Here is a 13,156-nt window from a genome sequence, read left to right on the forward strand (position 1 = left end):
CAAATTTCATGCAAATATTTCAAGAATGTTGCTGTTGAAAAAATACGAAAGATGTCAAATTATGTTATAATATTACTAAATCTCGAATAATGTCCTCTGAGAGGGATGATTTAATGGTCCGTCGTAACATGGAAAAATTTACGAATGTAATGCAATGGGGAAAACTTTTATTACCCCTGTCGTCCATTCGTTTTTATCCTCCCCCGTTTGTTTTACGGAATCCAGTTTTAGAAGGAGTAACATCTGCCATTAATGATGGTTGTGAAGTCGCTGTTCTTGTTTTTAATTTAAAAAATATGAACGAATTATCAGAAGAATTAAGTCAATCGCTATTTTTGCAATTTAAAAAGCAGATAAAAAAAATTTTCCGCATTGCTGTTGAATTGGAGATAGAGAAGCAGAATGTCATTACACTTCATGATTTTTATGGTGATAGTTTGACGCTATACATAAAGGTTGACGATGCTCGTCTTTGCCTCTCTGAAATCGATTCTCTTATGAAAAAAATTACCTCTCTTGTGGAGCGGAGCCTGCATAAACATTATCCCTCTATCCAGCCAATATTTGTCACAGGCTATATGTTCGTTGAAAAAAAGTATTATTCACTAAACGATTCCATTGAAAGAGCCCATAGGCAGGCCATTGCAATGGCAGAGAAAAGAGTCAAATCTGAATTTAATGAAATGGTGTTTTCCGTCAAAAGAATTATTTCCAAAAAGGATATTATATTATTAGCACAGCCGATTATAAATGTAGCAACTAAAGAAATATGCGCCTTGGAAATGCTTACCCGCGGTCCCAAAGGAACGCTCTTAGAAAGTCCATTACCGCTTTTTTCCGTTGCTAGGCAGACAGGTATGCTGTATGAACTTGAAATGATTGTCATTGAAAAGGTTTTAGGACAAATAAAGGCAACGAGATGCCGCCAAGATATCTTTGTCAATTGTACACCGCTGACACTTGGAAATATCCGCTTTACCCGCGATTTGAAAAATCTAATGCAGCAATATAAAGGGATTTCATCTAAGCAAATTACCTTTGAAGTGACCGAAACCGATTCCATCGAGGGCTTGAAGAATTTCATTTATAATCTAAAAATGTTACGATTAATGGGGTTTCGGATTGCCATGGATGATACAGGAGCCGGCTATTCCAGTTTGAGTACAATTGGTGAAATCATGCCCGATATTATTAAAATTGACCGGTCTGTCATTCAAAACATTGATAAGAATTCATTAAAAGAATCGATGTTAAAGGGAATAATGTTGATTGCAAGAGAAGCGGGTTCATTAGTAGTCGCAGAAGGGATTGAGAACGAAGAGGAAGCATCCGTGCTCATGCGGCATAATGTTGATCTAGCTCAAGGGTATTTTTATGCACGGCCATCCGCGCTGGTAAATAGTATGGCAACTTAGAATGGAGGAAGTGGAAGATATGTATTTTGTTGACAGTGAAAAAATTGAAGCAACGTTAATCTATTTAGAAGGACAAGTCACTCTTTTCAGAAACCAAAAGGCTTGGTCAACACCACTCGAAAAAGCAGCATTAGAGCGTTTAAGCCAAATGATGATTGAGTCTGTCTTAGATGTCGGAAATGCTATGATTGATGGTTTTATCATGCGAGACCCTGGTAGCTATGACGACATTATTGACATTTTAATCGATGAAAAAGTTATTTCTTCGGAAACAGGAGAACGTTTAAAAATCCTTATTCAATATCGCAAAAAACTTGTCCAAGATTACATAGCAATTGATCATAGCGAGCTGCATCAGCCATTTTCAACCTATCTTCCTGAATTGGTGACTTTTGCTGAAAATGTACGTGATTACCTTGCTAATGAGTTAGGGCCGGTATCGGCATTTAAAAACTAATTTCTAGACCGTTAGCGCGGTCTTTTTTTAGATGGGCATGATATTTTTTAAGGAGTGATTTTTTTGAAAAATTATAAAGGTTATTTAATTGATTTAGATGGAACCATGTACAAAGGAACAGAGCGGATTGAAGCAGCCTCTGATTTTGTTAAACAACTTCGGGATAAGGGGATACCTTACTTATTTGTTACGAATAATTCATCGAGGACGCCGGCACAGGTAGCTGAAAAACTTCTTGACTTTGACATCCCAGCGGAAGAAAAGCTTGTGTTTACGACAAGCCAGGCAACCGCAAATTACATTTTTGAATTAAAAAACGACGCGTCTGTCTATGTCATTGGTGAAGAAGGAATTAGAGCAGCTCTAGAGGAAAAAGGACTTCGATTGGCAGGGGAGAAGGCGGACTTCGTGGTTGTGGGGATTGATCGATCCATCAGCTATGAAAAATTAACCGTCGCATGTTTAGCCGTGCGCAATGGTGCGACATTTATTTCTACCAACGGTGACATTGCCATTCCAACGGAAAGAGGACTACTGCCAGGCAATGGATCTCTAACATCGGTTATTACTGTTTCCACGCAAACAAAGCCGATCTTTATCGGCAAGCCAGAATCTATTATTATGGAGCAGGCATTAAAGGTGTTAGGCACAGCAAAAGAAGAGACGCTGATGGTCGGCGATTATTATGATACCGACATTTTAGCAGGAATGAATGCCGGCATGGACACGCTACTAGTTCATACTGGTGTAACGACGAAAGAATTGCTTGCCGGCTATGAGCGAATGCCGACTTATACAATTGATACATTAGATCAGTGGGAAATATAACAAAAGGATGGGGGCGCCCCATCCTTTTAATTTGACCGAGAGGAAAGGAAACTTTCCTCTCAGGCATAAATGTAACTTCGCATCTGTCTTCACCAATCGATTATTATTTTTCTTTCTCAGCTCTTGCAGCCCGATGTGCCAGTCTGCTTGATGCCGCAGCTGCTATCGCGCCCACAATATCATCTAAAAAGGTATGACATTCCCCTGTGGATTTATCATTTAAATGCGCTAATATCCCGGGCTTTAGTTTATCGATGTATCCATAATTCGTGAACCCAATGGAACCATACACATTAACAATTGAAAAGGCTAATATTTCATCAACTCCATAAAGACTCTCATCGCTGCCAATGATCGATTGGAGAGGTTCTTCTAACATACCTTTCTCAGCAAGCACATCTAGTTGGATTCCGGTGATGATGGCGTTTTGAACCTCTCGTTTCGAAAGGACACGTTCCACGTTTGCCAAACAGTCTTCCATCTTTAAGTTTTCATGATATTTTTCCTGTAAAAAGAAAACTAAATCGGCCATATCTTGAACTTCGACGCCTCTTTCTTTCAGCCATCTGCGTGCAGTTTCTTCGGTAAGATCAACTTTTTTGTCGTCAGCCATTCCTTTGATCACCTTTTCTTTGTATTTTCACTATATATACTCTATTTCCATAAGATATGCAATTTTGAGTGTAATAGTCCTATACAAAATATGCCTTTTCCTTGCAACATTCTCTGTGAAAAAAAAGTGAAAACAACAAGTTTTCCAAGGCTAATACATATACATGACTTAAGAAAAGGTTTGAAGAAGAGGTGGGGACTCGGATGCTTCAAAAAATGCTTGAAAATCAGTATGGCATCACGGCACAGGAATATGTAAAATTAGATACCCTTGAGGCACTACGAGGGAATGGCTGGCTGTATATCATTTCGAATCCGGCCGGTAAAGAAGAAGATGATATTACCGAGCTTGGAAAAATTGCCGAGCATTTAAGAAACTATGGGGATCAACATGTCCCCCTATTTTTGCCAACAAAGGATGGCCAATTAATTTCAGAATGGGAAAAAAATAAATATTGTGTATTAGCAAATCGGCAAAGCGATGAACCACGAAAAATAAGGCTTGGGCGGAAGCTTGCCAAATTCCACGCTCGCGGCAGGAGAGTTCCTTTTCAAATCGAGAGATCGAGCAGGATTGGACAATGGAAGTCGCTGTGGGAAAAGCGGTTAGAGCAAATGGAAAAGGTTTGGAATGGTCTACTTTTTCAAACACCGGAAGATGAGTTTGAACGAATGTTTGTTGAATCGTTCCCTTATTATCTTGGTTTAACGGAGAATGCTATTCAATATTTGGTTGATACGGAGCTTGATGATGAACCACTGGAAACGGATAGCGGCACTGTTTGTCATGATCGTTTTTCCCAAAAAACATGGGGCAACCATTATATGATTAAAAATCCGTTTGACTGGGTTTTTGATCATCGAAGCCGTGATTTAGCCGAGTGGACAAGGGAGAGATATTTTCGTAATTTCCAAACCTATGATGTGGACCTTAGGCAGTTTTTTGCAGAGTACCAAAGTATTGAACCGTTATCTTCCTTTTCTTGGCGATTATTATATTCGCGCATCATCTTTCCACTTCACTACTTTGAATGTATTGAAAATTATTATATAACGCGTTCCGAACAGGAAAAGAAAATCTGTGAGGAGCAGCTAAGTAAGATTTTAAGACAATCAAGCGAGTATGAACGGTTTTTAGCTGGGTTCTTTCAAATAGCCGGAGCGCCCATTAATCGTTTGAACCTGCCACAGCTAGAGTGGCTTTTTAAATAGTCTGCAATCTTTTGTGATAAAATAAAATGAGCTAAAGAAATAAAGAAAGGGAATGCAGCATGAGACCTTACATTTATATTACGCGAAAGCTTCCAGACGCTGTAATAAATGAAATGCAGCAAAAATTTGATGTGGGAATGTGGGACTATGAAGATGTTCCAGTCCCGAAAGAGGTATTGTTGTTAGAAGCAAGAAAAGCGGATGCCCTAATGACAATGTTGTCCGATGCCATTGATGAAACTGTTTTAACGGCAGGGGATAATTTAAAGGTTATCGCAAACCTTGCTGTTGGTTTTGACAATATTGATGTAAAGACAGCATGCAGAGAAGGGATTGCCATTTGTAATACACCGGATGTGCTGACAGATACGACGGCTGATTTAACGTTCGGCTTACTAATGGCAGCGGCACGGAGGATTGTTGAAGCAGCAGAGGTTGTGAAAGAAGGGAATTGGAAGAGCTGGAGCCCGTTATTATTAGCAGGGCATGATATTCATCATAAGACAATCGGGATTGTCGGTATGGGGAAAATTGGTGAAGCTGTTGCGAGACGGGCGACAGGATTTGAGATGAATATCCTTTATCATAACCGGACGAGAAAGCCCGAGGTTGAGCAACAGCTGGGTGCAGTGTATGCATCTTTTGAGGAGCTTGTTGGAAAGTCAGATTACATTGTCTGTTTAACACCGCTAACGGAAGAAACAAAAAACATGTTTACTCGAGAAGTCTTTAATCAAATGAAACGGTCTGCCATTTTTATTAACGCTTCAAGAGGACCGGTTGTGGATGAACAGGCTTTATATGAGGCATTAGTGGCGGGTGAAATTTCAGGAGCAGGTCTCGATGTGTTTGAAAAGGAGCCAATTAATGCAGATCATCCATTACTACAGCTTCCAAACGTAGTCGCTCTGCCGCATATTGGCAGCTCTAGTGTAGAAACGAGAACTGCGATGATGCAGCTCTGTATTGATAATATCGAGTCCGTCCTTGAGGGAAACAAGCCAAAAACACTGGTGAATAAAGAGTGGAAGCCCTTAGTTAGGGTTTAATTCAAGCTTGAAAAATAGTAAAGCGATTGCCGCTACTGGCAATCGCTGTTTTTTATGGTTTTATTAAAATACTTGTTCTACTTCGACAACGCCTGGAACTTCTTCTAAAAGAGCTCTTTCGATGCCGGCTTTTAATGTGATGGTTGAGCTTGGGCAGCTGCCACATGCACCTAGCAAGCGGAGCTTAACAATACCATCCTCTACATCTACTAATTCGCAATCCCCGCCATCACGAAGAAGAAATGGACGTAATTTATCTAATACTTCTTGGACTTGCTCAAACATTGCTTGTTCTTCCATGTTAATCGACTCCTTTCCTATCTACATTATAATGTCAACGGTGTTAAAAATCCATTCTCAGAAATTAGGAAAAGACACATTTAAAAACTATTTCTTAGTTTTTACTCTATAGTTATTGTAAAATATAAGAAAAACGTTGGGAATGGTTATATGAATACGAATGAAGTGGAAATTGTACTTTATGGTGCTGAACAATTATGTCCAAGCTGTGTGAATTTACCTTCGTCTAAGGAAACCTATGAATGGCTGGAAGCTGCCATTGCCAGAAAGTTTCCCGAGCAGCCCTTTAAAATGAAATATGTTGATATCTATCAGCCCGTAGGAGATAGTGAAAAAGTTAATTTTGCAAAAAAAGTAATCGAAGAGGATATGTTTTATCCAGTTGTCGTCATTAAAGAAAAAGTAGTTGGCGAAGGAAACCCACGTTTAAAAACTATTTTTGCCGAACTTGAGAAACATGGGTATAAAGCAGTGTAAAAAAAGGGACATTCCAGATTCAAATGGAATGTCCTTTTTATTAATATCAAACGGTCGCTTCCGCTTTTCTTTTTTACCCATTGTGAAATTTATACATCCATAGAATTCCTGATTTTAATAAGCGGGCGACACGTCCTGTGATAGGACGATCGGCCATCATCCCAAAGCCATGCTTTTTCCCAAGGGAACCTAGGACTCCCTTTAATTTAATTTGTGGGAAGGAAGCAGGAGGCTCTTCGCCTTTCCAACGTCTTTTTAAGACTTCAACAATTTGTTCAGCCTGTCCTTCAGCCAATTGGGCACTTGGAGCATGTGGAAGGCTTGCACAGTCCCCGACAATAAAAACATGTTCGTCATGAGGCAAATGGTGGATCGGGGTGATAATCAATCTCCCCAGTTGATCCTTTTCTTCATCCATATTACGAACAATTTGGTTGGCTTGAATTCCTGCGGTCCAAACAATCACATCACAATCTATTGGCTCGTGGTGATTATATAAACGCTTTTCTTCCACTTTGGTAATATTGGAACCATTGATAATTTCTACATTGTTTCTAATAAACCAATTTTCAACATATTTACTTAAACGTTCTGGGAACGATGATAGAATATGTTTTCCACGATCAAATAATTTGATGTTTAGATCTTCACGGCTTTCACTTAATTCACTTGCTAACTCTACTCCGCTCAAACCTGCACCAACAATACCGACAACAGACCCTGGTCCAAGATTGTTTAATATAGAGTAGGTGAGCCTGGATTTATCAATGCTTTGGATACTGTAAGTGAATTGGTCCGCGCCGGGAACACCGTGGTATTTGTCTTCACAGCCGAGGCCAATCACTAAATCATCGTAAGCAACTGGTTCTGCATCTTTGATGATTATTTTTTGATTCTTTGCATCGATGCCTGTGACTTCACCGTATTTCACTTCTAAACGAGGATGTTCTGGGAAAGCAACCCGTATTTCTTTATCAGAAATCGTTCCAGCAGCTAATGCATAGTATTCCGTTTTTAAGCAGTGGTATGGAACCCGGTCGATTAATGTAATCGTCACGTCTTCTGGTAAATGGTGTGGAAGAAGTTCGTTTAGAATCTTCATCCCACCGTATCCCCCACCGAGAATCACAAGGTTTTTCATGGTTAATTCCCCTTTGTTTATCCGGTTTTCATATAAAATATATTAGAATAATATTCTGTTTCTTTTCCTCATAAGAGTATATCTAAATTGTGTCCAAATAACAACATTTTTCATACTATTCTTGACAGTATGCTATGGGCATGGTAATTGACCTAGCGGGTTAATTAGGGTAGGATAATTAATTGTGGAGAGGTGAGAGCAATGATTAAACCTATCATTGAATTTTGTATTAGCAACCTGGCAAATGGTGCTCAAAAGGCACTTGAAAAACTACAAAAAGATCCTAACTTGGATATTATTGAATATGGATGTCTCGGATATTGTGGAAAATGTGCCACCACTCTTTATGCTCTTGTTAATGGTGAGATCGTAACTGGGAGCACACCTGATGTACTGGTCGATAATATTTATCAATACCTGGAAGAAAATCCAATGTTTTAATTTAAAGGGAGCAAGGTCGCTCTCTTTTTATATAGCTGTCATATATTATATTATTGGAATCTAATCAGTTGAGTCCTAAATCCTATGTGTATATACTATATATAAAGCCTCAAAAAAGGGGGAATTATGATGAGCAAAGATGTAGTTATATTAACTGAAGCAGCGTCACTGCATATTAAGGATATGATGAAACATAACGAAGAAGAAGGTGCTCTTTTACGTGTCAGTGTAAAAGGCGGCGGCTGCAGCGGGCTATCCTATGGAATGGGCTTTGACCATGAGGTGAAGGAAGAGGACCTTCATTTTGAGCAGCATGGCATCCAAGTTCTAGTTGATAAAGAGAGTGCCTCTATTCTACAAGGGACCAAAATTGATTATAAAGAATCAATGATGGGCGGCGGCTTTACCATCGAAAATCCAAATGCCATTGCATCATGTGGCTGCGGGTCATCGTTCCGTACAGCAACGGCAACTGGTACACCTGAGGAATGCTAATATACAAAATAAAAGGCGCCCGATGTTGGACGCCTTTTACTTTTATTTATTAAACATCGATGAACTGTGCAGAGGCTGAATCTTTGCTTTTGGATCGATAAATGCTTTCGCATTGTTTACAGCTGTTGGTGCTTCACCAAATCCGCAGGCAATTAATTTTACTTTTCCATCATAGGTGCAAATATCTCCAGCTGCATAAATTCCCGGTGTATTCGTTTCCATTTTTGAATTCACGACAATCGAGTTCTTTTCGATTTCAAGACCCCATTCTTTAATTGGCCCAAGTGAAGAAACAAAGCCATAGTTACAAATAACTGCGTCGACATCAATCGTTTCTTTGCTTTCTCCGTCAACACTTCCAAGGACTACTTGCTTAATGTTGCCGTTATCATCGCCAATCAATTCAGCAGGAACAAATGGTGTTTTTACATCCACTTTTGAATTGTACAAGTTCTCAACACTGTGCTCATGGGCACGGAATTTATCCCGGCGGTGAACAATCGTTACTTTTTCAGCAATTGGTTCAAGCATTAAGGCCCAGTCAACCGCTGAATCCCCGCCGCCAAAGACCACTACTTTTTGACCAGCAAATTGATTTAAATCTTCAATAAAATAGTATAGGTTTTTCTTGTCATATTGGGCGGCACTTTCAAGCTCTAAGCGGCGTGGTTGGAATGCACCGTTTCCAGCAGTAATGATAATAGTTTTAGAATAATGGACCTCAGAATTAGTCGTTAGTTTGAAAGTACCATCTTCGAGCTTTTCTAGCTTTTCAACAGATTGTTCAAGCGCGACAGCAGGTTCAAACTTGGCCATCTGTTCTTTTAAATTATTGATTAACTCTTGTGCACGAACTTTTGGAAAACCAGCTACATCATAAATATATTTCTCCGGATAGAGCGCCGATAATTGACCGCCTAGCTGTGGTAAGCTTTCAATGATTTTCACGGATGCTTGTCTCATTCCTCCGTAAAAGGCAGTAAAAAGACCGACAGGGCCTCCTCCGATAATGGTTATGTCATAAACTCTTTGATTTTCTTGCACTCCAGATCCCCCCAACTAGTAGTAACAAACTCCACTCACTATAATATCATAAAATAAAAAAATCCTCACATTCTTTATAGGGAAATATTGATACTGACGATAAATTTTAAATAATTATCGAATACGGGAATGTTAAAATTGCTAATATTCTAATGATAATTATTTTATATAAATCACTTGAAAATAGAGTGAAAGTAGCATAAGATGTAATGTGGATATATTGTTAATATTTTGTGACAAAAAAAGCACATTTTTGTGACCAGTAGGAAAACCATTACAGCTTGCTATGCATAAGTATTTAATCTATGTCGTTTTCCTATGTGCTTGCGATTAGAAATTTTTCTGTAGCCCCACTCGTGAATTATATCACATACATTTTTCTGCTAAGCAAAATAAAAATGGTTAATGCAGTGGAAGATAAGCAAAAGAGGAATTAATAAAAAATACTAAAAAGGTGGAAGAATCACTTTGAGAAAGCCTAAAATTGTTATTATTGGTGCTGGTTACGGCGGACTTATGACAACTGTGCGTTTACAAAAGTTAATTGGTATTAATGAAGCAGATATCGTATTAATTAATAAAAATGACTACCATTATGAAACAACATGGTTACATGAAGCTTCAGCAGGTACGCTCCATCATGATAAGGTTCGATATGATATTCGTGATGTGATTGACCGCAGTAAGGTTGATTTTGTTCAAGATACAGTAGTAGAGATAAATAAAGAAGAAAAGATAGTCATTTTAGAAAAAGGTGAAGTCAATTATGACTACCTTGTTATTGCACTCGGCGGTGAGTCAGAAACATTCGGTATTAAAGGTTTAAAAGAATATGCCTTTGGAATTACGAATGTGAACTCTGCTCGACAATTACGTGAGCATATTGAATACCAATTTGCCACATACAACATGGAAGAAGAGAAGAATGATAATCGTTTATCCATAGTTGTGGGTGGTGCAGGATTTACGGGGATTGAATTCCTTGGCGAATTAGCGAACAGAATCCCAGAATTATGCCATGAGTATGATGTTGATTTCCATAAAGTGAAAATTACCTGTGTCGAAGCGGCACCGACTGTCTTGCCTGGTTTTGATCCAGAATTAGTTAATTATGCAGTTTCGTTATTAGAGCGTAAAGGTGTAGAATTTTTAATTGGAACGGCGATTAAGGAAGCAACTCCTGACGGGATTTTTGTCGCAAAGGGTGAAGATGAGCCGCGTGAAATTAAGGTGGGAACTGTTGTTTGGGCAGCAGGTGTTCGCGGAAACTCCATTATTGAGAAATCTGGTTTTGAAGCAATGAGAGGTCGTGTAAAGGTACAACCTGATCTTCGTGTTCCTGGATTTGACGAGGTCTTCATTATCGGTGACAGTTCCCTTGTCATTAATGAAGAAATCAATCGCCCATATCCACCAACTGCTCAAATTGCAATGCAGCAAGGTGAGCTTGTTGCCCGGAACATTGCCGCATTAGTACGTAACAAGACAGAGCTTGAAGCCTTTAAGTTTGATAATAAAGGAACAGTTTGCTCACTTGGTGATGATGATGCTATCGGTGTTGTGTTTGGGAAAAAAATTACTGGATCAAAAGCAGCATTCATGAAAAAGGTAGTTGATAATCGCTCACTTTTCATGATTGGCGGAGCTGGTCTTGTATTGAAAAAAGGAAAATTTAAGGTATTCTAAAAATTATTGTATCCAAAGGGACAGAGAAACTTTCTGTCCCTTTTTGGTATGATTGAATAAATGAGTTTTACATAAGGAGTGTGTGTTTTGATGAGCAGTCGGGAAAAACGGGGGAAGGTTTGGTTAGCGGTTTCTGGGTTGGTTAAGTCTAGTGAGGGTCACTGGCTTGTGGTGAAGAAAAGATACGGCGGCTTAAAAGGACAATGGTCCCTGCCAGCAGGCTTTGTCGAGGCGGGAGAAACGGCCGATGAAGCGGTTCTCAGAGAAGTAAAGGAAGAAACCGGTATTGATTGCGTGGTAACCGGTCTGATTGGCCTTAGGACCGGTGTTATTAAAGGGGAAATCAGTGATAACATGATTCTATTCTTATTAGAGCCAGCCGGGGAAGGAAGAGTTATTCCTCAGGAAAATGAACTTTATGATGCACGGTTTATCGCCCCCGCTGAACTTATCCATGATAAAGGAGCTTCCATTCTATTGCGGTATCTCATGAATCAAAATGAATCCACCGTTAAGCCGGGAATTGAAGGAATAAACCCTGGTGATCAGTTTGGTTATACAGCTTATAAAATATTTTTGTAATTTTTTGAAAACTTAAGTAACATCATGATAATGAAAGAAAACTTACTATGTATCCGTTTTCTTATGGGATTTTGCAAGAATTTCGCTCTTTTCTTTTTTTAATATTCTTGGTATATTATCAGAAAATTAAGTTAATATTTCAAGGAGATGATAGGGATGAAAGTTAAGAGCTTGGATACAAAAAATTGTGAATACTGTTCGGGAGTTGGCTATTTTCAATTGGTACTTGGAGGATCAGAAACTTGTTCCTGCTGCGGGGGATCTGGTAAGAAAAAGGATTTATAATAAAAGCCACTACTGCTTCTTCGAATTGACTTCGAAGGGCTCTTTTTTTTGTAAACGATAAGTAGTTTGTATTGACTCCCCTTTCGACATTAAGTACACTAAATGTTGATGCATAAGGTGAAATATCAAAAAGTGGGGGATTTTTCCATCCTCAACTGATTGTAATTGAACCAATCGGGCCTTTGTGTATATTATTCTACTTTGATAATGCTCATCATTGAGGTGTGGGTTTAATTGTCTGTTAATGCGTGATAAAGGGGGAATTTCAATGCACATGAGCATTGTTGTCTTGATTATATCGATATTGTTATTTTTTGTGTTGTTTTTTGGAATTGGATTTATCTTGAATATGCTGCTAAGAATGTCATGGGTTATGGCGATAGTTTACCCTATTGTGGCTATTTTTATTGTTGATAAAGTGAGTTTTAGTGAATATTTTACAAATAGTAAAGCTGCCTTTCAAGAACTGGGACAGCGATTCGGCTCTTTAGCAACGGCAGATATTCTCATTTTGGTGAGTGGATTTGCTGGAGCAATCGCAGCGGGATTGACGATAAAGCTGTTACGGAAAAACGGCTACCAAATGTTTTAGACTTTTTGCCTACCGGGTAAGAAGTCTTTTTTTTGGGCTCTTTTCTAAGAGATTGTTGCTTTTATTGAGTTAAGATCATTTGACGACCGAAAACGAGAAAAAAGAGCAGGGCTGGTAGCCAATAAGCGGTATTGACGACCGAAAACAGAAAAAAAGAGAAGGGCTGGTAGCCAATAAGCGGTATTGACGACCGAAAACGGAAAAAAAGAGCAGGGCTGGTAGCCAATAAGGGGTATTGACGACCGAAAACGAGAAAAAAGAGCAGGGCTGGTAGCCAATAAGGAGTATTGACGACCGAAAACGGAAAAAAAGAGCAGGACTGGTAGCCAATAAGGGGTATTGACGACCGAAAACCTAAAAAAAGAGCAGGTATGGTAGCAATGGTGGTTACTGACGAACAGAAAAAGACTATAGATGGTCGCCTATGTGAGCAGAATCATTGATGGTCAAATTGAACCATTCAATCTGCGTGGGAAATCTATTTTTTTGAAATAAAGGTTATTGATAACTGAAAAGCAACAATGTTTGCGAAAACTGCCT

The 13,156-nt window shown here is 39.0% G+C and carries 16 protein-coding genes; 12 read left to right on the forward strand and 4 right to left on the reverse strand.

Annotated elements, in window-relative coordinates:
• The first annotated feature begins 113 nt into the window (after positions 1 to 113).
• The 3 genes from RTR43_RS00735 (at position 114) to RTR43_RS00745 (ending at position 2,700) form a co-directional block, all read left to right on the forward strand.
• Complete coding sequence (locus tag RTR43_RS00735) at positions 114 to 1,415, forward strand: EAL domain-containing protein (protein ID WP_312468955.1); 1,302 nt, start codon at positions 114 to 116, stop codon at positions 1,413 to 1,415.
• 19 nt (positions 1,416 to 1,434) lie between these two features.
• Positions 1,435 to 1,872 carry a DUF86 domain-containing protein gene (locus tag RTR43_RS00740; protein WP_312469112.1) on the forward strand — a complete coding sequence of 146 codons (438 nt, stop codon included), beginning with the start codon at positions 1,435 to 1,437 and terminating at the stop codon, positions 1,870 to 1,872.
• A 63-nt stretch (positions 1,873 to 1,935) separates the two neighbouring features.
• A complete protein-coding gene (locus tag RTR43_RS00745) occupies positions 1,936 to 2,700 on the forward strand; it encodes a TIGR01457 family HAD-type hydrolase (RefSeq protein WP_312468956.1) in 765 nt (254 codons plus the stop codon).
• A gap of 103 nt (positions 2,701 to 2,803) precedes the next feature.
• Here the strand turns inward: RTR43_RS00745 and RTR43_RS00750 are convergent, their stop codons facing one another.
• Entirely contained in the window at positions 2,804 to 3,313 is a 510-nt protein-coding gene (locus tag RTR43_RS00750) for a phosphatidylglycerophosphatase A family protein (RefSeq protein WP_312468957.1), read from the reverse strand.
• Between the two features lie 203 nt (positions 3,314 to 3,516).
• Between RTR43_RS00750 and yutH the strand changes: the two genes are divergently transcribed.
• Positions 3,517 to 4,524, forward strand: coding sequence for a spore coat putative kinase YutH (yutH, locus tag RTR43_RS00755; protein ID WP_312468958.1), 1,008 nt, complete (start codon positions 3,517 to 3,519; stop codon positions 4,522 to 4,524).
• Positions 4,525 to 4,583: 59 nt separating this feature from the next.
• Positions 4,584 to 5,573, forward strand: a complete 990-nt coding sequence (locus RTR43_RS00760; RefSeq protein ID WP_312468960.1) for a 2-hydroxyacid dehydrogenase — start codon at positions 4,584 to 4,586, stop codon at positions 5,571 to 5,573.
• Positions 5,574 to 5,636: 63 nt separating this feature from the next.
• On the opposite strand, the gene RTR43_RS00765 is transcribed toward RTR43_RS00760, so the two are convergent.
• Positions 5,637 to 5,873, reverse strand: coding sequence for a NifU family protein (locus RTR43_RS00765; protein ID WP_248734715.1), 237 nt, complete (start codon positions 5,871 to 5,873; stop codon positions 5,637 to 5,639).
• 150 nt (positions 5,874 to 6,023) lie between these two features.
• Between RTR43_RS00765 and RTR43_RS00770 the strand changes: the two genes are divergently transcribed.
• Positions 6,024 to 6,350, forward strand: coding sequence for a YuzD family protein (locus RTR43_RS00770; protein ID WP_248734714.1), 327 nt, complete (start codon positions 6,024 to 6,026; stop codon positions 6,348 to 6,350).
• A gap of 73 nt (positions 6,351 to 6,423) precedes the next feature.
• Here RTR43_RS00770 and RTR43_RS00775 read toward each other — a convergent pair whose 3' ends face one another.
• Entirely contained in the window at positions 6,424 to 7,491 is a 1,068-nt protein-coding gene (locus tag RTR43_RS00775) for an NAD(P)/FAD-dependent oxidoreductase (protein WP_312468962.1), read from the reverse strand.
• Positions 7,492 to 7,692: 201 nt separating this feature from the next.
• Between RTR43_RS00775 and RTR43_RS00780 the strand changes: the two genes are divergently transcribed.
• Both RTR43_RS00780 and RTR43_RS00785 read left to right on the forward strand, forming a co-directional pair.
• Positions 7,693 to 7,932: a YuzB family protein gene (locus RTR43_RS00780; protein ID WP_248734712.1), complete on the forward strand. Its 240-nt coding sequence runs from the start codon at positions 7,693 to 7,695 to the stop codon at positions 7,930 to 7,932.
• A gap of 129 nt (positions 7,933 to 8,061) precedes the next feature.
• Entirely contained in the window at positions 8,062 to 8,427 is a 366-nt protein-coding gene (locus RTR43_RS00785; protein WP_248734819.1) for a HesB/IscA family protein, read from the forward strand.
• A gap of 42 nt (positions 8,428 to 8,469) precedes the next feature.
• Here RTR43_RS00785 and RTR43_RS00790 read toward each other — a convergent pair whose 3' ends face one another.
• Complete coding sequence (locus RTR43_RS00790) at positions 8,470 to 9,471, reverse strand: NAD(P)/FAD-dependent oxidoreductase (RefSeq protein WP_312468963.1); 1,002 nt, start codon at positions 9,469 to 9,471, stop codon at positions 8,470 to 8,472.
• A gap of 468 nt (positions 9,472 to 9,939) precedes the next feature.
• On the opposite strand from RTR43_RS00790, the gene RTR43_RS00795 reads away from it, so the two are divergent.
• From RTR43_RS00795 to RTR43_RS00810, 4 genes are all read left to right on the forward strand, one after another.
• Positions 9,940 to 11,157, forward strand: a complete 1,218-nt coding sequence (locus RTR43_RS00795; RefSeq protein WP_312468964.1) for an NAD(P)/FAD-dependent oxidoreductase — start codon at positions 9,940 to 9,942, stop codon at positions 11,155 to 11,157.
• 90 nt (positions 11,158 to 11,247) lie between these two features.
• Complete coding sequence (locus tag RTR43_RS00800; protein ID WP_312468965.1) at positions 11,248 to 11,739, forward strand: NUDIX domain-containing protein; 492 nt, start codon at positions 11,248 to 11,250, stop codon at positions 11,737 to 11,739.
• A 156-nt stretch (positions 11,740 to 11,895) separates the two neighbouring features.
• Positions 11,896 to 12,024, forward strand: coding sequence for a YuiA family protein (locus tag RTR43_RS00805; protein ID WP_312468967.1), 129 nt, complete (start codon positions 11,896 to 11,898; stop codon positions 12,022 to 12,024).
• A gap of 268 nt (positions 12,025 to 12,292) precedes the next feature.
• Positions 12,293 to 12,616 (forward strand): YuiB family protein, encoded by a 324-nt coding sequence (locus RTR43_RS00810; protein ID WP_248734707.1) that lies wholly within the window; start codon positions 12,293 to 12,295, stop codon positions 12,614 to 12,616.
• The last annotated feature ends 540 nt before the right edge of the window (positions 12,617 to 13,156 follow it).

Source organism: Neobacillus sp. (genome assembly GCF_031988165.1).
Classification (GTDB): Bacteria; Bacillota; Bacilli; order Bacillales; family Cytobacillaceae; genus Neobacillus; species Neobacillus rhizosphaerae.